General features: G+C 43.7%; 10 protein-coding genes. 9 read left to right on the top strand and 1 reads right to left on the bottom strand.

Annotated elements, in window-relative coordinates; all coding sequences use genetic code 11:
- The first annotated feature begins 98 nt into the window (after positions 1-98).
- The 8 genes from M2444_RS11120 to M2444_RS11085 all read left to right on the top strand — a co-directional run bounded on the left by M2444_RS11120 (position 99) and on the right by M2444_RS11085 (position 20,376).
- Complete coding sequence (locus M2444_RS11120) at positions 99-4,979, top strand: discoidin domain-containing protein (protein WP_280786964.1); 4,881 nt, start codon at positions 99-101, stop codon at positions 4,977-4,979.
- Between the two features lie 84 nt (positions 4,980-5,063).
- Entirely contained in the window at positions 5,064-5,753 is a 690-nt protein-coding gene (locus M2444_RS11115) for a cohesin domain-containing protein (protein ID WP_094877008.1), read from the top strand.
- Between the two features lie 49 nt (positions 5,754-5,802).
- Positions 5,803-8,808: a sialidase domain-containing protein gene (locus M2444_RS11110; protein ID WP_280786963.1), complete on the top strand. Its 3,006-nt coding sequence runs from the start codon at positions 5,803-5,805 to the stop codon at positions 8,806-8,808.
- 54 nt (positions 8,809-8,862) lie between these two features.
- Positions 8,863-12,774: a glycosyl hydrolase family 95 catalytic domain-containing protein gene (locus M2444_RS11105; protein ID WP_280786962.1), complete on the top strand. Its 3,912-nt coding sequence runs from the start codon at positions 8,863-8,865 to the stop codon at positions 12,772-12,774.
- Positions 12,775-12,985: 211 nt separating this feature from the next.
- The gene (locus M2444_RS11100; RefSeq protein WP_094877011.1) at positions 12,986-14,362 is read left to right on the top strand and encodes an extracellular solute-binding protein; all 1,377 of its coding nucleotides are present in this window, start codon (positions 12,986-12,988) and stop codon (positions 14,360-14,362) included.
- A gap of 86 nt (positions 14,363-14,448) precedes the next feature.
- Complete coding sequence (locus M2444_RS11095; RefSeq protein WP_280786961.1) at positions 14,449-15,345, top strand: carbohydrate ABC transporter permease; 897 nt, start codon at positions 14,449-14,451, stop codon at positions 15,343-15,345.
- A gap of 13 nt (positions 15,346-15,358) precedes the next feature.
- Positions 15,359-16,225 (top strand): carbohydrate ABC transporter permease, encoded by an 867-nt coding sequence (locus tag M2444_RS11090; protein ID WP_280786960.1) that lies wholly within the window; start codon positions 15,359-15,361, stop codon positions 16,223-16,225.
- 29 nt (positions 16,226-16,254) lie between these two features.
- Positions 16,255-20,376: a beta-N-acetylglucosaminidase domain-containing protein gene (locus M2444_RS11085; protein ID WP_280786959.1), complete on the top strand. Its 4,122-nt coding sequence runs from the start codon at positions 16,255-16,257 to the stop codon at positions 20,374-20,376.
- 178 nt (positions 20,377-20,554) lie between these two features.
- Here M2444_RS11085 and M2444_RS11080 read toward each other — a convergent pair whose 3' ends face one another.
- Positions 20,555-20,920, bottom strand: a complete 366-nt coding sequence (locus tag M2444_RS11080) for a VOC family protein (RefSeq protein WP_094877012.1) — start codon at positions 20,918-20,920, stop codon at positions 20,555-20,557.
- A gap of 204 nt (positions 20,921-21,124) precedes the next feature.
- Between M2444_RS11080 and M2444_RS11075 the strand changes: the two genes are divergently transcribed.
- The gene (locus M2444_RS11075; RefSeq protein WP_280786958.1) at positions 21,125-23,215 is read left to right on the top strand and encodes an alpha/beta hydrolase fold domain-containing protein; all 2,091 of its coding nucleotides are present in this window, start codon (positions 21,125-21,127) and stop codon (positions 23,213-23,215) included.
- The last annotated feature ends 106 nt before the right edge of the window (positions 23,216-23,321 follow it).

The following is a 23,321-nucleotide window of genomic DNA, read 5'->3' as shown; positions in this document are numbered from 1 at the left end:
ACCAATAGCAACATGAATCTAAGCGGCAAGACAAGGAATTCAAACTACAGTTGATGCTGTATCCTGTCTTGCCGCTTCATTTGAATGGAGGGAATGGTTTGAGAACCATTTATAATCGCTTTGGTATGTGGAGGCTTGCAATCATGATCCTTGTGATTACAGGACTCATGATTCGCCCGGAAAGCGCCCATGGGGCTTCCGTTGGCAACATTTCTGACTTCGTAAAGAAAGATAATAAGACTTTTGAAATCACGTCAGGCTCTGACAAGATTAGAGTAATTTTTGAGCGGGAGGATATGTTCCGGATTTGGCTTGGTGTGAATGGGCAATTCAAAGAATTGGCAGGAAAAAGTGCGGAAAAGCCGATTGAGCCAATTGTCATCAAGGATAATTTCGGACCTGTTAATGTAAAGTGGTCTGATGAAGGCATGTATTACAAGATGGAAACAGGGAAATTCGTGCTGAGAGCCTACAAGAATCCGTTAAAGTTCGCCATGTACAAAAGTGACAACCAAACGGTGGTGTGGGAAGAATCTGCTGGATTGAACTATAACGGACAGTCAGCCTCACAACAGCTTATCCGGGGTGAGGATGAATATTTCTACGGCGGGGGTATGCAGAATGGATTCTTCAACCATCGTGATCGCAAAATTACTATCGCTAACAACTATGGGGATTGGGGAAGCGGTACAGTTTCGAATCCTGCACCATTCTATTTGAGTACTGCAGGATACGGAGTGCTTCGTAACACTTTTCAAAGCGGTACTTATGATTTTGATTCGACCGTCAAGCTGACGCATAACGAAAATCGGTTTGACGCTTATTATTTCTACGGTGAGACAATGAAAGATATTTTGAACGCTTATACAGATCTTACAGGTAAACCGTCCTTGATTCCTCGTTGGGGTATGGGACTTGGTGATGCGGATTGTTACAACAGAGATCCAGAAAAGACCTCCGATGTCGTTAACCTTATTGCCAAAAAATATCGGGAAAACGATATGCCAGGAGCCTGGATTTTACCGAATGACGGATATGGTTGCGGTTATACGAATCTAGGCAACACCGTTGACGAACTACATAAGGAAGGTTTCTATACCGGATTATGGACTCAAAATGGTGTTGATAAAATCGCACAGGAAGTTGGTGTAGAGGGTACGAGGCTGGCTAAACTCGACGTTGCCTGGGTGGGACCTGGATACGATTTCGCCCTGGGTGCCAGCAAACAGGCGTTTACAGGAATTGAAGATAACTCTGATGACAGAGGTTATGTCTGGTCCGTTGGTGGCTGGGCAGGTACCCAGCGATATTCTACCGTATGGTCCGGAGATCAGTCGGGCAGCTGGGAATACATTCGATACCATATCCCGTCGATGATCGGGGCAGGGCTATCTGGGATGCCATACTCAACCGGTGATATTGATGGGATATTCGGAGGTAGTGCTAAAACCTACGTACGAGACTTGCAGTGGAAGATTTTTACTCCAATCCTGATGAACATGTCTGGTTGGGCAGCCAAAGATAAGCAGCCTTGGGTATGGGGGGAACCTTATACGAGCTATAACAGAGAGGCATTGAAGCTCAGACAGCAATTGACACCATACTTTTATACCTATCTCAATGAGTCTTACGAATCCGGAGCCCCGATCATGCGGGGAATGATCTATTCTTATCCGAATGATCCGAACTCGAAGGGAACGTTAACACAATATCAATTCATGTCCGGGGAATCGTTCCTGGTTGCACCAGTTTATACCGACACGACAATGCGAAACGGAATATATCTTCCGAAAGGTAAATGGATCGATTACTGGACAGGAGAAGAACATTACGGTTCAAAAATGTTAGACGAATACAATGCTCCACTGGATCGTTTGCCGCTTCTAGTAAAGGGTGGAGCAATCATCCCGATGTATCCTGAATCGTTATACGATGGTCAGGTTCCTCCTGATCCAATTACTTATGAAATATATCCTTATAAATCCTCAAGCTTTACGATGTATGAAGATGATGGTACATCGAAGGAGCATCGTACAGGCAAATTTGCAAAAACATTAATAACCTCCACCGCTCCTGAGCAAGGGAGTGGAGACTTGATTATCAAGGTTGGAGCAAGCGTAGGTGACTATAAAGGCAAATTGGAGTCACGTAAGAATCAGTTTACAATCCATATGCCAGATCACCCGGAGGCTGTTTCTGTAGATGGAACATCCTATCCTGAATTGCAGTCCAAAGCAGCATGGGATGGAGCAACAAGTGGCTGGTACTATGCTAAGCAAGACAAAGGCGGCATCCTGTACATTAAAACACCATCCATATCCACTGATAAGGAATTTGTTGTGAAAGTCGCAGGATTTACAGCAGATACGACTCCACTAGTAGATGCTGTCAAAATTGAGCTGCCTCAGGTGGACACAGACCCAAGTCGTATTCCACAGGAAGATATGATTGCAACTGCAACGAATGCGGCTTCTTATACGCCAGCAGCTAATGTGCTGGATGGCAGCTATGAATCGATATGGCTTTCTTCAGCAAATGCTGGAAGTAAGCAGAGCATCACTTTAGACCTGGGGATTAAACAGTATGTGAATAAAATAAAATACTTGCCAAGACAGTATGGTGGCAAAGACGGCATAATTACAGGTTACAAGCTGTATACGAGTAAGGATGGAACTAACTATACGCTCGTAAGCAGTGGACAATGGAATGAAGACAAACTAGAGAAGACGGTGAATTTTGATACAGTAGAAGCTATTTTTGTGAAGCTTGAAGCGACAGAAGCTGTTGGGGGTGTCGTATCTGCTGCAGAGATCAATCTGTACCGTGATCTATCACAGCCTTCACCGACAGCGATACCTAAAAATGAGATGACAGCCTCAGCGAAAAGCTTCCAGCCTGGTGCGGAAGCAGCTAAAGCGATTGATGGGGACCGGAATTCCGCATGGCATACGAAATGGGATGGATCCGATAAGCTCCCGCAATCCATCATTCTCGATTTAGGTAAGGTTCGCAATGTTAGCCAATTCCGGTATGCACCACGTCTGGATGCTGGGAACGGAACCATTACCTCATACAACCTTTACGTCAGCACGGATGGAGAATTATATACGAAGGTATCCAGTGGTACATGGCTCAGAAACAACTTGAAAAAATACATCCTTTTCGATAGTGTTTCCGCCCGCTATGTGAAGCTTGAAGCAGCTGTTGCACTTGGAGGATTCGCTTCGGCTTCGGAGGTCGATGTCTACGAGGCGCCGAAGGCAGCACCTGAAGTCCGTTTGATTTCAGAAGGCAAACCTGCTACAGCAGACAGTACGGATCAAGCGCATCCGGCTGGCCTTGCTAATGATGGGGATATGGACACATTCTGGTCAGCGGCGGATACGAACAATGGTACTAGCTGGACGGTTGATCTTGGTATGATGCATTCCATTAAATCCTCCGAGGTTTCTTTTGAGCATAGTAACAAGGCTTATCAGTACAAAATTGAAGTTCGGGAAACCGCGAACTCCAATTGGATTACGGTAACGAATCGAACGAATAATCAGGAAACTGGCACCATTCAGGATACATTTGGAAGCCAGGGTAGATTCGCTAGAATTACGATCACCGGACGGCCTGATGCTCAATCAAAGGCTGCTGTTCGTGAATTTAAACTGTTCGGCATCCCACTGGAAGACGGACAGAAGGTTACTGGCATAAAGCTTGACCGTGAGGCCCTCTCACTTAAGGCGTTGGATGCCCCGGTTCAATTGAAAGCGGTCATTGAGCCTGAGAATGCTGGTAATAAGACAGTTAAGTGGGTAAGCAGCGATCCTGGTGTTGCCAGCGTGGACAGTAAGGGATTGGTCACACCAAAAGGGCAGGGCACGACATCGATTACCGCGACGACGGAAGAAGGCGGATTTACAGCAACAAGTGTGGTGACGGTCACTGGACAGAGCAACCTAACCGAAATTCCGCAAAGTCAAATGAGTGCAGAAGCTACGAGCTATGAAGCAGGCGAAAACGATCCGAATTTGGCATTGGATGGCGATCCGGATACACATTGGCATACGAAGTGGTTTAACGTTGATCCACTTCCGCAGTCGATAATGGTGAATCTGGGCGGAAAGTATACCATCAGCAAGCTAGGATACTTACCTCGGCCGGATGAAGGTAATGGCACAATTACTGCTTACAACGTGTACACAAGCACCGATGGTGTGAATTACACGCTCATGACAAGCGGGAACTGGCTGCGAAACAAACAGCTTAAGGAAGTGAATTTCGCTCCGGTGAAAGCGACTCACATTAAGCTGGAAGCTGTAAAAGGCGCGGGTGAATTCGCATCCGCAGCTGAGATTACGGTGTATCAAGTGAAGCAGGAATCGGCTCAAGTCCAAGCCGTATTGAGTGCTGATGCATCCGTTACTGCCGGCAAGCCTTTTGTTGTCCGGTATGATGTGAACAATATCTCCGGGAAGGTATTTGCACAGGACCTCACCATTCAGTACGATGCTGACCGTATGGATTATGTATCTGCTAAATCACTGATCCAAGGTGTTGCGATTGTTGAAGAGACAACTAAAACACCTGGAAAGCTTCGTTTGATTATGGCGAGTGAAGGTGCGGAACACGGATTAAGCGGAAATCAACAAATTGCCGAGCTGACATTCCAGGCAAAAGAAGTATCGGAGACGGTTACCGTTAATATCAGTGTGTCAGAAGTACTGCTAGGTGATGAAGACGGAACAGAAACCACAACTGCACCAGCCACAATCTCTGTAAAAGTGAAACCAGAGCAAACAGGAGTATCAGGCGATCTTAACGGCGACGGAAAAGTCAGTATTGGTGACTTGGGTATCGTTGCTGCACACTACGGCAAAGATTCATCAAGTCCTGATTGGCAGCAAGCGAAGCGTGCGGATATGAATGGTGACGGTAAGATCGATATTACAGATCTTGCTCAATTAGCGAAACAAATCGTAAATCTCTAACAGAGGCTGACATCCTGAACAAAATTATAAAAATGAGGTGAGAAGAATTTGAACAGTAATCGATGTTACAAAAAGGCGGTAATAATGACCATGATCGCCGTGATTTTAAGCTGTGTATCTTTTACGAACCCTGTAGTGAATGCAGATGCATCCAATGCTACGCCTTCAGCTACTTTAGCAGGGAGTAAGAAGGTTGTTGCGCCGGGAGAGTCTTTTACCGTGAAGTATGGCATCACCAGTGTCTCCAGTGATGTGTATGCACAGGATATTACCTTTGAATTTGATCCGGCTGTCATGGAATACCTTCCAGATTCAATCCGCTCTCTGCAGGAAGGCGTAATTATTATCAATGAACCAACTACAAGTACTCCCGGTAAGCTACGGGTTCTCTTGGCAAGTTTGGGTAGTCAGTATCCGATTACTAGCGATGCTGAAATTGTTGAACTTGGTTTCAAAGCAGCAGATGTAATACAAGACACAGCGGGAGTTATCCGGCTTACTCAAGCGATAATAAGTGACAGTCAAGGGGAAGAATCCGTGCTCCAACCGGCAACCTTAACCATTCAGATCAGAGTAAATACGGAATTATCTATAGACGTGAATGGTGATGGCAAAGTGAGTATTGGTGACTTAGCGATTATCGCAGCGAAGTATGGCATAGATTCGAGCAGTTCGGAGTGGGATGCTGTGAAACGACTTGACCTCGATAGAAGCGGTACGATTGATGTTGCTGATTTGGCAATAGTAGCGAAGAAAATAGTTGAACAAGAGTAGTCAAGGCGAGTAGATACATGGTTATCCAAACCTAAGGAGGACTAATATTTTGAAGAAATTCGCAATCATTATTCTTTCGATCCTGATGGTGGCCATTATGTTTCCATTCACTGCGCTAGCCAATCCAGCAGAACAAGACAAACAGACCGATCCAAGACTTGTGCTTAGAGTAGAGAATAAACAAATTCACAATGCTAATTTTACGAATCTGGATGATAAGGTAGATGCGCTTAAAGCCTTAGATGAAGGGACTATCATTGTCCGGTTCCGCTACACGGGTTCTACAATTATGTCGTTATTCTCCTTAAGTAATAATACGTTGCCGAATGGTCACTTCCATCTATATATCACACCTTCTGCCATCGGAAGTGAGAACCGGTATGAAGAGCCTGGGAAGACAGCGTCTAATACACATGTTAAAGCTGATGTTACGGTGAAAGAGAATGAAGTGCATACCGTAGCCATGGTTGTAGATAAAGTAGAAGGTTATAAATATTTCCTTGATGGGAAACTCCTCAAGCAAGACACAACTACAGCAAAAAAGTTTCTCAATAATATTTATGCACCAAACCGTGCCGAGTTAGGTAGAACAGAGAGAAAATCCGGTTCTAATAACTATCCGTTTAATGGAGAGATTGACTTTGCTGAAGTGTATAGCGAACCGCTGGCGGATCAAGATTTGATTGCTGTAACGGGTGTAACAAGTAAGACTCCGGTTCAAAATCCGTTGCCTGAGCAGGCTTTAATCACTGATCCGTATAACGTTTATTATCCAGGACTGTACGGATCGGATGCATACCGCATTCCGTCACTTCTGTACACGGAGGATGGAACGCTGATCGCAGGAATTGATAAGCGGATCAATCATGGAGGAGATTCACCAGCTAATATTGACATGATGGTAAGACGAAGTCTGGATAACGGAAAGACTTGGGAAAGTAACGGAATTCTAATTAATAACTATCCCGGCAACGCCTCAAACATAGACCAGTCCTTACTGCAGGATAAGGAAACGAAGAGGATTTTCTCTTTAGTTCTTGGATTTCCCGAGGGTGGAGGATTTCCTACCTCGCAAAGAGGTACCGGATACAAGACGATCAATGGAGAAAAATATTTACTTTTGAAAGATTCGAGCAATCAGGAATTTACCGTTCGGGAAAATGGAGAAGTCTATAACAGCTCAAATGTAAAAACTGCCTACAGCGTGGACGCCTTGAGAAATTTATATAACAACAATACAAATATCGGGAATATCTTTCTTAGCAATTCGCCACTTAAACCGCTTGTTACTTCTTATCTTGAGCTATGGCACAGTGATGATGAAGGAGCGACTTGGGAGGGGCCTGTAACTTTAAACCCTTCGGTGAAAGAAGAATGGATGGTATTTCTGGGGGCAGGTCCGGGCACCGGCATTCAATTGGCGAAAGGTCCTCATGCTGGAAGACTGGTGTTCCCCGTGTACTTTACGAATGAAAATAACAGGCAAGCAAGTGCAACCATCTACAGCGATGATCATGGTGAAACATGGCATCGTGGAGAGTCTCCTAATCATGGGCGGGTCGTAGACGGGGTTACCCTTGATGAGAGAACCTTTAATGGCTCTAATAATGAACTTACAGAAGCGCAAGTAGTGGAGTTGCCAGATGGACAGCTAAAGATGTTCATGCGGAATTATTCAGGGTTTGCCCAAATCGCGACCAGCTTTGATGGTGGAGAGACTTGGGCTGCTGAAGTTGTGACAGAACGTGATCTGATTGCTGCTTACTGCCAAATGACGGCGATTCGATACGACGGCCAGATAGATGGGCAGGAAGCTGTTATTTTCGCAAGCCCTGCTAACTCGACCAGTAGAATTAACGGGACGGTGAAGGTAGGTTTAATTAAGGAAGACGGAACCTACGCAAACGGCAGAACGAAGTATAAGTTTGATTGGAAGTATTCCCAGCTGGTCAAAGAAGGCTATTATGCCTATTCAAGTTTGTCTAATCTGGGCAATGGTGAAATCGGTCTTTTCTATGAAGGAACGGGTAGTGAAGCCATGAGTTTTATTAAATTCAATACGGAATATCTCAAATGGCAGCGTCAAGGAGAAATTCAAGATCCTAAGTTGACCTCTATCAAACTTGAATCTGTACAACCGGCAGGGTATGCAGCTAAGGATAAAGTCCAGATTAAAGCTGTCTTTAATCACTATGTCATGCTTAATGGTGATCAGACTTTGAAAGGTAAGATTGGGGATAGAGATGTTGTATTTAAATTGAAGAGTTCAAGTACAGCGGGCACAGAATATGTCTTTGAAGCAGAGTTCCCGGAGCTTACTTCAGGCGAATATCCGTTGGTAGCGGGCTTCGGGACAAATCTGGACATTAGAAATGCTTATGGAATAGCACTAGACACGCAGTCCAGTGAGAATAAGCTGAATTCGGTTATAAAGTCCAAAGCTTCTGAAGACCAAGGTACCTTAGCAACTCTGACAGGTCCAAATCAAGTGAGCGCTGGTGAAGAGTTTAAAGTTCAACTGAGCTTGAAACAGATCAAGGATCCTGTATATGCACAAGACATTACAGTTCAATTTAATACAGACATTGTGGATTTTATATCTGGAATTTCATTAGTGGATGGTGTGCAGGTAGTGGAAACCGTAACTACAGCTCCTGGACAGAGCCGTTTTCTCCTCGCCAGCGAGGGTGCAGACCACGGGGTATTAGGTAACATTCAGCTAATGGAGCTTAACTTCAAAGCAAAGCCATTACTTGAGGCTAAGTCTGGTGAAATTCGGATATCTGATGTTACGATGGGTGATGTGAATGGTATTGAGACAAAGGTTACGGGCTCCGCTTTGACAGTTGTAGTTGCCCCTGAGGATACTGGTCTTACGGGAGATCTTAACGGCGATGGCAAAGTGAGTATCGGCGATTTAGGAATCATGGCCGCGCATTACGGTAAGGATTCCTCCAGTCCAGATTGGAGTAAGATTAAGCACGCAGATCTGAACAAGGACGGCAAAATAGATATTTCTGATCTTGCTGCACTTGCGAAAAAGATTGTGGAGTAGTTGGCTGCCTCATTTTTACAATCAGTGGGTGTTATTATGAGAGGGGATCAACGCATGCCAAACGGTAAAAGTAGATTAGTCAGAAGGACTGCAATTCTACTATCTGTATGGATCGCTTGCTCGCAGCTACTTATCAGCATACTTCCGTCTAATGGGGTCTTAGGTCCAAAAGTGTATGCAGATGTTCAGTCGGCAGCTGAAACTGCGGCTGCGGCAGATCAGAATTTGTCATTATGGTATCGAGCGCCGGCCACGAACTGGGAGACGCAGGCGCTCCCTATTGGAAATGGTTATATGGGTGGCATGGTATTTGGTGGTGTTGAGCAGGAGCGAATTCAATTTAATGAAAAAACACTGTGGAGCGGTGGGCCTGGAGCAGATTCAAATTACCAATATGGTATTAAAGACGGTGCTCAGCAACATGTTGAGACCATAAGACAGCTTCTAAAAGAAGGGAAAATTAATGAAGCTAAGGCTCTTGTAGGGAAGATTACCGGTGTTATGGGTGCTGGTGATAGTTCTTTCGGAGCGTATCAAGCATTTGGTGATGTGTTCTTAGATTTTAACCGTCAGTCAGCGTATACGGTAACAGCGAGCTCGGATAATCCACAATACGGCGAGCCTATTTCCAATTTAACCGACGGTTCGGAAAATACGAAATGGTATTCAGGGGATGGAGCACCACCTTTTTGGGTGCAGTGGGCATATGAAGAGGCTAAGGTAATTACCGGCTATTCATTCACTTCAGGGAATGATGTGCCTGATCGGGATCCGAAGAGCTGGACGCTGAAAGGCTCGAATGACGGGCAGCAGTGGTCCCCACTAGATAACAGATCCAATGAAGAGTTTGCGAGCCGCAAACTGAAGAAATCATATACTTTTTCCAATACTACAGCTTATAAATTCTATAAATTCGATCTTGTAAGCAAGGGTGGAACGAAAATTCAATTGTCCGAAATGGAGATGACAAGCGAAGCAGGTAACAGCGGTGCTCAATCGTACTCTGATTATCGGCGTGAATTGAATCTTAATGATGCCATGGCAAGAGTGTCCTATACTTCGGGCAATGTAAAATACAAGCGTGAGTATTTCATCAGTTATCCGGATAAGGTCATGGTGATGAGACTGACAACGGATGAGCATCAGCCGATGACCTTCGATGTTCGCCTTACTGGTGCTCAGCCGTCTAATACGGTGAAGGGTGAAGGAAATAAACTGACGCTAAGTGGGAAGGTACCCAGTAATAAGATGGCATATGAAGCGCAGCTTCAAGTACAGCATGAAGGAGGAACTGTAACAGCGAAAGATGGGAAACTTACGGTGAACGGTGCGAGTGTTGTCACGATCCTGATGACCGCTGCAACAGATTATGCTAATAATTATCCTACGTATAAGAGTGACAAGACGCCAAAAGAAATTGTAGAAGCGAACCTAAATGCAGCATACGCTAAATCATTTAATCAGTTGCGCGCAGCTCATTTGGCAGATTACAAAGAACTGTTCGATAGAGTTTCTCTTGATCTTGGTGGGGTTGCTACAAATCTCCCTACGAATGAGCTTTTGAATGGTTATAAAACGAATGCTAGTGACGGAGAGAAAAGAAGCTTGGAGGCATTATTTTTTCAATATGGTCGTTATTTGCTTATTGCATCCTCCCGGGAAGGCTCACTGCCTGCTAACCTACAAGGCGTATGGAATCAAGTAAATAATCCACCATGGAATAGTGACTATCATACGAATATCAATGTACAGATGAATTATTGGCCATCCGAGGTGGTTAACTTAGCGGAAACCGATATTCCGTACATTGATTATATTGATTCTCTGCGCGAGCCGGGTAGGGAAACAGCCCAAAGACATCATGGAATCGAAGGGGAAGGTTGGGCGATTCATACCGTCAACAACCCATTTGGTTATACTGCACCAGGCTCTGATTTCTATTGGGGCTGGTCACCGGCTGCCAACGCCTTCATGGTGCAGCAGGTGTGGGATCACTATGCTTTTAGTGGAGATAAAGATCTTTTAAGAGGCCAAGTGTATGACATTATCAAGGAAACAACACAATTCTGGGTTAAATACCTGGTCGAAGATTCAGACGGAAGTCTAGTATCATCTCCTTCCTACTCTCCAGAGCAAGGGGATATATCGATCGGCGTGTCTTATGATCAGGAATTGGTCTGGGAGTTGTTCACACAGTTCATCAAGGCTAGTGAAATCTTGGGTGTGGATGAACAGCTGCGTAACGAGGTCATGGAGAAACGAAGCAGGCTATGGATGCCGCAGGTCGGAAGCTGGGGGCAGGTGCAGGAGTGGAAGAATGATATCGATAGTCCATCAGATCAGCACCGCCATATCTCGCATCTGATTGGCTTGTATCCAGGTACGCTTATTAATGAAGTGAATAATCCGGAGTTATTTGCAGCAGCAAGAGTCACCTTGAATTCTCGTGGCGATGGTGGAACCGGGTGGAGTAAAGCGAATAAGATCAATTTGTGGGCACGTCTGCTTGATGGTAACCGTGCACATAAACTGTTAGGTGAGCAGCTTAGAGGCAGCACGCTCGACAATTTGTTTGATACACATCCACCATTCCAAATCGACGGTAACTTCGGAGCAACTTCAGGAATTGCAGAAATGCTTCTACAAAGCCAAACTGGAAGTATTGATTTATTAGCTGCTTTACCCGATGCATGGGCTACCGGAAATGTTAAAGGGCTTGTGGCAAGAGGTGGATTTGAAGTGGATATGCGCTGGGAAGGTACAATCTTGAAAGAAGCCTTGCTTACTTCTAAGCAAGGTAATAAGGCTTCAGTTAAATACCCTGGATTTGTACAATCCAATAAATTCAAGGTCATTCGTGTAGGAAGCGGGGAATCTATCAACTTCACTGCGAATGGGAACTTGATTGAATTTCCAACGGTAAAAGGACAGCAATATAAGATTGTGTCTAGTGTAAAACCTTCTGTGCTGCCAATAAAAGTAGATGATAAAGATCCTTCGATTATATATACCGGAACGTGGAGTCCTTATAGTGACGCAGGCGATTACAAAGGCACAGAAAGCTATAGTAATCAGCAAGGGGCTTCAGCGTCGCTCACGTTTACAGGAACAGCGATTAAATTCATCAGCGCTTTGCAGGCAAACCACGGATATTTCGATGTGTATCTCGATGGGGAGCTAGTCGCTGAGGGTGTTGATGGATATGGTTCATCGACGATGAAGCAGCAAGTATTATTCCAACAATCCGATCTCTCAAAAGGGGAACATACGATTAAGATTGTCGTGAAAGGAACGAAGAATAATACCTCTTCGAATACTATTGCAATGATTGATGCTTTTGAATATGTTCCTGTTGAACGGAATGAACCTACTGCGATAACTTTAAGTGGACCTAAGTCTATAAATCAAGGTCAGACCTTTACAGTTGACATGGGCGTTAGCAATGTAACGGATGCGACCTATGCGCAAGACATTCGATTGAAGTACGACGAGAATCTTCTAGAGTACATCTCGGGCGAATCGGTGAACGATGGGATACAGGTGTTAGAATCAAAGAATGATCCAAGCGGAACCATTCGCTTAATCACGGCTAGTACGGGAACTGGTCTAACCGGTGATGCCAAGTTGCTTGAACTAAGCTTCAAAGCAAAGTCAGTGACAAAGTCCGAGTTAGCGAGCATAGAGTTAAGTAGTGCTGTATTTGGTGATGCGAATGGACTGGAGACTGAAGCCGATCTCTCAAACATTGAGGTCGAGATTAAGGCAGATGAAACGCCACCAGAAAAATCCGGAGACTTAAATGAGGATGGTAAAGTGAGCATCGGTGACTTGGCGATTGCAGCTTCGCACTATGGTAAAGATCAGAATAGTGTAGATTGGCAGACGGCTAAGCGAGCAGATCTTAACAATGACGGAAAGATTGACATTATGGACTTAGCAGCAATTGCTCAAAAAATACTGAATTGAGAAAAGGACACTTGAGTTTTTACTCAGGTGTCCTTTTTTTGTAATAAAAAAAGGTTCTATAGGACAAAAAGTATCAACTCCACATCAAAAGAGATCATGTGGTTACGTTTTTATAGCCTATATAATGGAAAAGCGTTAATAGAATTACATTCAGAATTACAAAATCAAGTGTTTACAGAAGTCAGGCAAGTTTATTCGAGGGGGATAGCCAATGAAAAGCAAGGGTAAAAAGAAAGCGGCATTAAGTCTAGTTATGATGTCCATTGTATTGTCTCTGGCAGGATGTGGTGGCGGGGGGACAAATGGGGCTGAAGCTCCAGCTCCTGAGAAAACAACAGCTGCGACGCAGACTGAGCCAGCGAAGACAGACGAACCCAAGCCCGAAGAGCCGAAAGTAGCGGGAGACCTCGAAATCCAATATTTTGTCGGTGGTTATGGAGACGGTTGGTGGAAAGAAGTCATTGGTGAATTCAAGAAGAAGTACCCGGATGTCAACATTAAAGAGTCCGCAGGTTCACAAATCAACGAGCAAATGAAGCCCCGCTGGATCCAAGGTAATCCCCCAGATGTTGTATACATCGATGGAGCAGGCTCGAACGAAACGCAAATGGTGCTCGACGATCAATTAATGGATATTACAGATTGGGTTAAAGATGCAAAAAATGTGGACGGAGAGCCGCTTACGAGTAACTTGATCGCACCTCCACAAGACTACAGTGGCAAAAACTATACGATTCCACTCGTATTCGGATCATGGGGAACTTTCTATGATGAAACCCTGTTTACTGAAAAGGGATGGGATGTTCCGAAAGATTGGGATAGCTTCCTCGCCACTAGTGAAAAAATCAAAGCGGATGGCGTATATCCTTACATTCATACCGGTAAATACCCATACTACATCGTGGGAGGTCTCTTAAATACAGGTTTTGTATCTGAGAATGGAGACAATCCGCAGATCTTAAAGGATCAAGAAGCTGCTAAAGAAGGTTCTTTCAAAAATGATGCTGTAGCGAATACCTTGAAAAAGATCGTTGATATGAGGGACAAAGGGTATTTCGATAACGCATCGTTCGGTATGAGTCATACAGACTCCCAAATGCTCTTCTTGCAGCATAAAGATGCAATGATTCCTAATGGCTTGTGGCTCGAAAATGAAATGAAAAAAGATGTTCCAGAAGGCTTCAAATTTGGATTCATTCCTTCCGTTATGCAGAAGCCAGGCGGTAAATTTGTGGCTATTCCTTACACTAGTAACATTGCAATTGCAAAGAAGGCTAAAAATCCAGATGCAGCAAAAGCATTTATTGAATTTATCTTTACGAAACAAGCCGCAGTTCGTTGGGCTGAGCTGACAGGCGCTTTGATGAACGTCAAAGCAGATCTGGAATCTTCAGGCGCAAGTGATGTTGTTAAAACAGCAATGAAATATTTCAACGGTAGTGACACGATTGTTGCTCCTGTATTTAAATTGGCCGCGGACATTGAGCAGGCAGAGAATGATGCAACCATTGCGTTGCTGCAAGGTTCCATTACACCAGAAGAATGGATGGACCGTATGGAGAAGGCGGCAGCCAAAATCCGGAAGTAAGTTCATGACTCTTCTTTCTAAACAATCAGAGGACATAGGTGCCTCTGATTGTTCTTTCAAATTTAAGGGGAGGATGGCTTACGCCCATGAAGAACAATAAATTGTGGAAACGTAATTTGTTTATTGCGAGTTTCTTGCTGCCTACGTTTGCTATCTTTTGTTTATTCACTATTTATCCGCTGTTTCGAGGTTTGTACTTAAGCTTCTTCGATTGGTCAGGTGGGTCCGAATCGATGAATTTTATCGGTATTGATAATTATAGACAATTATTCTCGGATGAGATCATACCAAAAGCCATTTCGAATGATTATTTCTTGATTTTTTGGAAGGTCATCTTAATCATGTTGTTTGCAACGTTTTTCGCAGTATCATTGACCCGTTTAAAATTGAAAGAATACGGTTTTTACCGAGTGGTGTTTTTCTTTCCGAATATCATTTCCGTAGCCGTTATCGGTGTATTGTGGAGTTTTATATACAATCCCCGTCTTGGATTCCTGAATGCGTTCATCTCGTTATTTACAGGAAAACCAGTGGAAACGAACTGGTTAGGTGATTCAAACCTCGCAATGTGGTCACTTCTTCCTCCAAGTGTATGGGCTGGTATCGGATTCTATATGCTGCTTATTATCGCTTCTATTCTAGGTATTCCTTCCTCGCTATATGAAGCAGCCAGTATTGACGGTGCGGGGCAATGGCAACAGTTTATTCGAATTACTTTACCCCTGATCTGGGAGCAATTCAAAACCTCGATCATTCACATCGTAATCACAACACTGAACGGCTCCTTTATTATTGTTAAGCTGATGACGGATGGTGGCCCGGATAATCAGACACAAGTTCTCGGTTATTATTTGTATCAGATGGGCTTCAAACAGTTCCATTTAAGCTACGGGGCAACCATAGGGGTGCTGATATTACTGTTATCTTTAATCACAACTCTAATTTTGCAGCGCATTCTTCACCGGGAGTCCATTGAAATGTAAGGAGGACAATACTTTGAACGATAATCCCGCCAAAAAACCACTTCTGCTGATATCAAAAATTGCAGTTCGATTTTTCCTCATCTTGTGGAGCTTGGTAGTCTTATATCCTGTTCTTTGGACATTCCTGACATCCTTAAAGGATAATCAGCAGGTTATGCTAGGGAAACCGTGGGATTTTCCATCTATTTTTCGTTTTGAAAACTATACAAATGTGTGGAGCAGAGCAAACTTTGGTGATTACTTTCTTAACTCCATTATAGTAACCGTGGCTAGTACACTGTTAACCCTTATTATGGCTGCTACAACAGCGTATATATTAGCCCGGTTTACCTTTAAATCTAGAGGTTTGTTTTATTTTGTATACGTTGCTTCAATGATGATTCCAACCACACTCGGATTGATACCGTTGTTCTTTCTTCTCGGAGATATGAATTTGTCCAACTCCTTAGTAGGGCTCACGCTTGTTTATTCTGTCGGAACTATTGGCATCCTTCCATTCGGTATCTTCTTTCTGGTTGGGTTTTTCAAGGCACTTCCCCGTGAGCTTGAAGAAGCCGCAACAATTGATGGATCTTCACTATATGGCGTTTTCTTCAAGATCATGTTGCCATTATCGAAGCCAGGATTAATCACAGTAGGAATTATGAATGCTTTAACGGTGTGGAATGAGTACATTATGGCCACAGTATTGATCAACGATCCAGCGAAATACACCATTCCTGTAGGAATAGCCATTATGCAAGGGGAAATGCAATACAGAACAGAATGGGGGCCATTGTTTGCGGGTCTTTCCATTTCTATGATTCCCGTCATTGTGATGTATGTGTTGTATCAACGTCAAATTACGGGTGGGTTAACAGCAGGTGCGTTGAAAGGTTAATTGCTGGTATTTTAGGAGGTGCTAAGGAAATGCCGAAGAAGATTCTCAGTATCTTCATTACACTTATGATGGTGGCCGGCTTGTTCTCCAGTTTTGCAGCTGCAGCGGATGTAGCTTCTGATCTTCCGGAAAAAGATGCAAAATTAACGGAATCCTATGAAATCTATCCATTACCGCAGCAACAAACCGAAGAAGAGACAACCTTAACCATTACACAAAATGTAAACGTTGTTATTGAAGATTCGATTGACCAGCCGACAAGAAAGCTGCTTCAAAAGATACTGGATTCCAAATCACTTCAGGTTACTGAGTCAGGAGCTGTAGTGGCAGGGAAAACAAACATCTTTTTGGGAACTAAAAATTCATCAGGCTATGTAGACAACTACTTCACTCAAAATATTCCCTATGAGGCGGATCACTTCAATGAGCTGGACGCTTATGTTCTTAACGTTAGCACCAAGCAACAGAATAAAGGTGTTATTGCGATATTAGGTAAAAATACGGATGCGGCTTATTATGGCCTGGCAACGCTGAAGATGATTTTTGATCAAATTCCTGATCTGCAGGTTCGTAATCTCACTATCGAAGATTTCTCTGATACCCGCTCGCGGGGATTTATCGAAGGATTTTACGGCACACCCTGGTCACATGAAGATCGAATGAGCTTGATGCGTTTCGGTGGAGAGCTGAAGATGAACACTTATATATTTGCACCTAAAGATGACAAGTACCATAACGCAGAGTGGAGAACACCCTATCCTGCAGCTGAGCTTGCCAAGATCAAAGAACTGGTTGATGTCGGACATGAATCCAAGACGCAGTTTGTATGGGCGATTCATCCAGGGTTCAATATGATCAATTGGAACAATTATAATGCAGAACTCCAAACCTTACTTGCAAAGCTTGAACAATTGTATAGTGTGGGCGTACGGCAATTTGGACTATTCATGGATGATATCAGCACCTCACAATCATTAGTAGATAAAGATAAACATGTAAAGCTAATTACAGATGTTGCAAATTGGGTGACGTCCAAGAAAGATGTTAAATCATTAATTTATTGTCCTCCATATTACAATAAAAGTTGGACCGGAATGACTGGCAGACCCTATCTTGAAGCCTTGAGAAATGTGCCAGAGAATGTAGATATAATGTGGACCGGAAACGGTGTTGTTGCGTCTGTTAATGCGGCAGATATGCAGTGGCCGAAAGATGCACATGGAAGAGATCCGTATATGTGGTTAAACTGGCCAGTGAATGACTATAAGGATGCAAGACTGCTGCTAGGTAAAGCAGAAGTGCTCATTCCAGGGACACATAATATTTCTGGTGTGGTGACTAATCCTATGAAGCATGCGGAATTATCTAAGATTGGGATCTTCGCGGTAGCGGATTACACTTGGAATGTAGATGATTTTGATCAAGAGGAGAGCTGGCTAGATTCATTTAAGCATGTTGCCCCTGAAGTTGCCTCTGAGCTGAATACGATTGCCTATCATATGAGTGACCCATCGCCTAGCGGCCATGGACTTGTGGTAGGTGAATCGGAAAATATCAAAACGGAGCTAACGCAATTCTTAAGTCAATACTCAAGTGGTCAGCCGACAGAAACGACGGGAAATACATTGATTCAAGAATTTGATCTAATATTGGATGCTATCGCGTCATTTAGAGTAAATAACACGAATGAAAATATGGAAGAAGAAATTGATCCATGGCTCAATAGCCTGCAAAATGTCGTTCTTGCCGATAAATCGGCAGTCCTCTCTGCGATCGCGATCCAGAAAGAGAACGTTGATCAAGCATGGGAGGCACTTGCCAAAGCCACAAGCGCATTAAGCTTATCCAAAACATTCAAAATTAGTAAACTTAATTCTCCAGATGTGACGGTTGAAGCAGGAGCAAAGCGGCTGGTTCCTTTTGCTGAGCAGCTCATTAATAAATTAGATGCTCAGATTTACACTTTGGTAGACCCGGAATATGTTAAACCTCTAGCTGTAAGCTCTTACGGTTCTCCTTCCGGATTAAACCTGATGGTAGACGGAGATTTAGCAACGAACGTCTATATTCAGACCCTTCAACAGAATGGAGACTGGTATGGTGTTGATTTTGGCAAAACCATTAAAGTGGAAGAAATAGCGATCACACAAGGTAGAACGGATGCGGATCACGATATATTCCAAAGGGGAATTCTTGAGTATTCCGTGAACGGTCAAGAATGGACTGCAATCGGAGAAGAGCGTTCCGGGTATAAAATTTCTGCTTCCGGGCTTAGTGTGAATGCAAGGATGGTTCGATATCGATTGACTCATGCTGGAATACCTGGAGGTAAGCCTGATTTATGGACGGCAGTTCGTGAGTTTTCAGTAAATGCAGGTAAAGATAAGGTAGCCATTTACACCGATGTGACAGAGTTGAAGGATACTCCTGTTATGGTAGCAGATAATTCTGTGCAATTATCGAATATGAACGGAATCACATTAAAGCCATCCCAATATGTTGGGATTAATTTGAAATCCATTGAAGAAATTACACAAGTGGTGTTGGAAGCTTCAAACGGAGAAGTCCGGTTAGAATCCTCAAAGAACGGCGTGGAATGGGAACAAGTTAATAACGGGAATGGGGCGTTTGCTAGTGCTGCCTATTTCCGGATCATAAACAAGGGGAATGAGAACATCACTGTAGATCTGACAAAGCTCATGATCAAGCTGAACAAATTCTCTCCACCTATGATTACTCATAATTACGGAAGCATTTATGAAGGTTCTATCAACAACGTGTACAATGCTTCTTTAGAGAACAAGGTTTGGTTCGGTGCGATTCAAGCGAAGGGGAAATATGTCCAGATCGACATGGGCGGTGAGGTGAATGTCCAGAATGTAGCTGTTGTGATTGGAGACGGTGAAGGAGATTTCTTCCGTAAGGGAGATTTACAGCTGTCACTAGACGGACAGACATGGGATACGATCCATACGTTTACTAATCCAAGCGATCGGAGTTTGAATTTCCCAGAGCACGAGGTGCCTTACCGTTATAAGCGAGTTCAAGTTGATGGTGGCAAGCAAGCCCGATATGTAAGATTGATTTCAACAGAAACACAAGATGCCTGGCTCGCGCTCAATGAAATTTTGGTTAATGAGGGGATTGAAAGACCTGGAACTGCCAATCCGGCTATTCAGGCTGAACCTGCTGGAGTTATAGGGAATGAAGCGTCTCTGTCCGTTGACCAAAAACTCTCCACCTTCTATATGCCGGGTACTGGGAATACGGGTTCCTTAAATTATAAGTTGTCGAAGGATACCCGGGTAAAAGAAGTGATAGTTTTGCAAAATCCGTCGGATCATTCAAACGCTGCGGTGTCCGTGCGAGATGCGAGTGGATGGCATAAGGTAGGTAACCTGTCCTCCTCTTATAATACATTTGATACCTCCAAGTATAGTCATGTGTTTGAAGTGAAGATTCAGTGGGAGGGTTCGACTAAACCCAAGATCCACGAGATCATTACCGTTAAAAAAGACGGGAATGGTGAGGTTGATCCATCGGATAAGATGACTTCTGTTCTGTCTGGGGTAGACACTGTAGCTGGAGGTAAGGACTTTCAACTGGTGTTTGGGGTAAAGAGTGTAACAGATGCTGTATATGCGATGGATGTAACCATGAATTATGATCCTAAACTATTGGAATTCAAATCTGCTACTTCCTTGCGTAGTGGAATCCAGGTGCTTGAAACTGCTAATCACACGCCTGGAAAACTGCGACTGCTGGTAGTGAGTGAAGGTGTGGGAAATGCTGTGACTGGCAATTTGCAGCTGTTATCCTTGGATTTTGGTACAAAGACAGTGGCGGAAGCTACAGAGAGTATTATTCAGATTGAAAAAGTGATCGTAGCAGATGCGGAAGGCAAGGAGAGCGAAACTGTCACGTCGAGCCATAAGCTCAAGATAACTGCAGAAGAGCCGGAGCCTGGCATGACTGGTGACATCAATAAAGATGGCAAAGTGTCCATTGGTGACTTAGCGATTGTCGCTGCTAATTATGGCAAGGATACCAACAGTCCGGATTGGGCTGAGGCCAAACGTGCCGATGTCAATAAAGATGGCGTAATTGATTTGAACGACTTGGCGCTGGTAGCTCGTAAAATAACAGAATGAGCTAGAATCTGCAGTTATTTCTGCTCTAGAAGAAGCAACCCAGCGATAACAATGAAATGCCTGCACATTTGCAGGATTTCTAACATCAGGTGGGTACATCATATTCAAAAAGAGGGGTGTCACAGCGGCCATTTCATGGCTAATGGGACACTCCTCTTTTGGTTTGAAAAAAGCTAGTCTAGCTATGCTCCGCTAACTGTACCTCAAAGCCGTCTGGATCCAGTATATATAAGAATCGCAGATGAGGATTTGGCGTGATCGGTCCGCGTGCGACGGGGATGCCTTGGTTTTTCAAATACGCTATGGCATCGTCGAGCGATTCCACTTCGAAACCAATAGAAACGCCGCATTCAGGCTTCAGTGCCGGATCGCTACCCTGAATAAGCTCGATCTTGGGCTGATCCACTGTGCCTAACATAACAATTTGTTTTCCTCTACTCTCAAATCTGCGGTCAATGGGAAGCCCCAGAATCCGGTTATAAAAATCAAGGGAAGCCTCCAGATCGCGCACCCTAAGCGTTACCCAATTCATGCTCAACTTCATGATTGTAATGTCCTCCTCTATCTATTTCTATGACAAAGCCGATTCTACTTAATTATACGCTTTCTTGTTCACTAAAAGTTCGTAATATTAAACCTAATTCACGAAGGAATACATAATTGTTAAACGCTACCTTGAATTCTAGAATGATGATATTGGAAGTATATTACTTTTTCAAATCCAAAATCATTCTCGGAGGCGGTCTTAATGAAACATAGGCTTATTTACGTTCTTACAATTCTAATCATTGTTCTAGGTTCCTGGTGGTTATTGAATAACCGAGATCATAAGAGCGCTTTAGAAAAGGAAGGAGGAAAAGTGGTTAAAGAGAATACTACTGACAGTAGTTCAACAGCGATAAAAGTTACTGTCAACAATAAACAAATTCCGGTTCAATACTTGACTCCCGCTTATAAGGTTACAGTGAAGGGAGATATTTTGTATGCGAGTAAGAAAAATGAGACAGATGCTGTAGAACCTCTGAAGCTTGATCTATACGAGCCGTCTGATGATCATAACATGAAGAGACCTGTATTTATTTTCATTCACGGTGGAGGGTACACAGAAGGAGGGAAGTACGATGCAGCGGACTTTTCTACGGGACTGGCCAAGCGTGGATATGCGGTATTGTCCATTGATTATAGGCTGAAAAAAGATCCATTTACTAATTTCACCCGCACGCTTAATGACGCTTATGAAGATGTAAGCGATGTGATCCAATGGATCAATGATAACGCAGAGAATTATGGAATGGATGCAAGCCGTATTGTGATCGGCGGTGATTCAGCAGGGGGGCATCTAGCCATAAACTTTGTTAATCAATATGTATCACAGGAGCCTTCCATCATTAAACCTATATTTTCTATTGTTGATATTTATGGTGGTGATCTGACGAAAAGTGCGGACAGTAAGCTGCCGCCGGTGCTCATCATTCATGGAACGATAGACAAACTGGTGCCGTACCAGCAAAGTGTTGAATTGGCCGAACAGCTGAAAGAGAAGGGGGTGTATCATAATCTGCTCACCATGGAAGGTGTCGGACATGACTACAAGAATGATAAATACATCGATGAAATTATGGAGACGACAACACATTTTCTATGGAATGTCATGAACAGTTCTGATCTTGCGAAGCTACCGGAGAATTCCGGATTTTCGATTGCTTCCGGAGATGCTTTTGATATTAAGCTACCCGAGGTCTATCATACGCCTTCGAAGGAGTTGATCAACATCGATTTGCCCGAGGGATGGCAACTTCGTGAAGAGAAAGCAGACAGACTTCGGATACAGGTTCCGGAAGGCTTGGTGCGAGGAAATGATACGCTGTTTGTCTCACGAGGCGAAGATCCAAAAACGGAAATGAGCTTCGCTGTCAATGTTAACGTAATCGACCCGTTGACGGTGAAATATGAGACATTTTATGATGAAGCTGCCAAGGAAATAAGAACTCATATGGATGTTACTAATCAGTCTTCGAACAATTTCAATGGTTCAGTGGAAGCGGATTATGAGACAGGACGTTCTACGCAAGGTACCTTTAGTTCTTTTGTGGAGAACCTAGAACCAGGAAAGAGTGTGCGGTTAGAGATTCCTGAACTTGCTAGAGGACAACGGACGCTTAAATCTTATAATGACATAGGTAATCTATTGCAGTCGACGTTAGATTCCTTTAACGCACTGTTATTGCCAAAACTCAGTAAGCCCGTTGAAATCAATGGTAACCTATCAGATTGGAGTGATCAGGTTCGCTTTAATGTGAAGGATATCAAAATCAGTGGTTGGAGAGGTGAGCAGGATATCAGTGCGACTGGTTCCTTAGCTTGGGATGAGGATAACCTTTATCTAGGGGTAGAAGTTATAGATGACAAGCATGAACAGTCGGCATCGGATGATGTCATTTGGAGTGGAGACAGCATCCAGATCGGCATTGGTATTGCAAACATAGATGGAACGGTACCCTCGGAGTATCATGAACTAGGCGTGGCTCGGGGAAATGCAGGGAATCTGCTGAAGTGGCGCTGGTTAACCCCAAGGGGATTCAATATAAATGATGCCCTAGAGCTAAAGTATGCGGTGAGTCGCTCAGATTCAACAACCAGCTACGAATTAGCCATACCCTGGCGTGAACTGAGCCATGACATTAACCATGTGAAGCAAGGAATGAAGCTTAAGTTTTCGCTGCTGGTCAATGATAATGACGGCGAAGGGCGTAGAGGCTGGCTGGAATACAATAGTGGCATAGGTTCTTCAAAGGATGTTAATGCCTTCGGGGACCTATTTCTGGAGAATCAACATTAAAGCTTGGAGTTTCTAGTGAGATCATACTGGGTGGATATGATTAGCGGTTTGTCGAATGGAGAAGATGTATAAATTGTAATCAGTTGGCACAGGTTATTCCTAGAAA

The sequence above is a fragment of the Paenibacillus sp. PastF-3 genome (assembly GCF_029893135.1).
In the GTDB taxonomy this organism is placed as follows: domain Bacteria; phylum Bacillota; class Bacilli; order Paenibacillales; family Paenibacillaceae; genus Paenibacillus_AQ; species Paenibacillus_AQ nitricinens.
Note: the sequence above shows the minus strand (reverse complement) of the source record. Positions and strands in the feature narration are given on the sequence as shown.

Bases quoted from the DNA above. Each gene is read 5' to 3' on its own strand.
- M2444_RS11115 (WP_094877008.1), top strand. From the start codon at position 5,064: ATGACCATGATCGCCGTGATTTTAAGCTGTGTATCTTTTACGAACCCT.
- M2444_RS11075 (WP_280786958.1), top strand. From the start codon at position 21,125: ATGAAACATAGGCTTATTTACGTTCTTACAATTCTAATCATTGTTCTA.
- M2444_RS11095 (WP_280786961.1), top strand. From the start codon at position 14,449: ATGAAGAACAATAAATTGTGGAAACGTAATTTGTTTATTGCGAGTTTC.
- M2444_RS11085 (WP_280786959.1), top strand. From the start codon at position 16,255: ATGCCGAAGAAGATTCTCAGTATCTTCATTACACTTATGATGGTGGCC.
- M2444_RS11105 (WP_280786962.1), top strand. From the start codon at position 8,863: ATGCCAAACGGTAAAAGTAGATTAGTCAGAAGGACTGCAATTCTACTA.
- M2444_RS11100 (WP_094877011.1), top strand. From the start codon at position 12,986: ATGAAAAGCAAGGGTAAAAAGAAAGCGGCATTAAGTCTAGTTATGATG.
- M2444_RS11080 (WP_094877012.1), bottom strand. From the start codon at position 20,920: ATGAAGTTGAGCATGAATTGGGTAACGCTTAGGGTGCGCGATCTGGAG.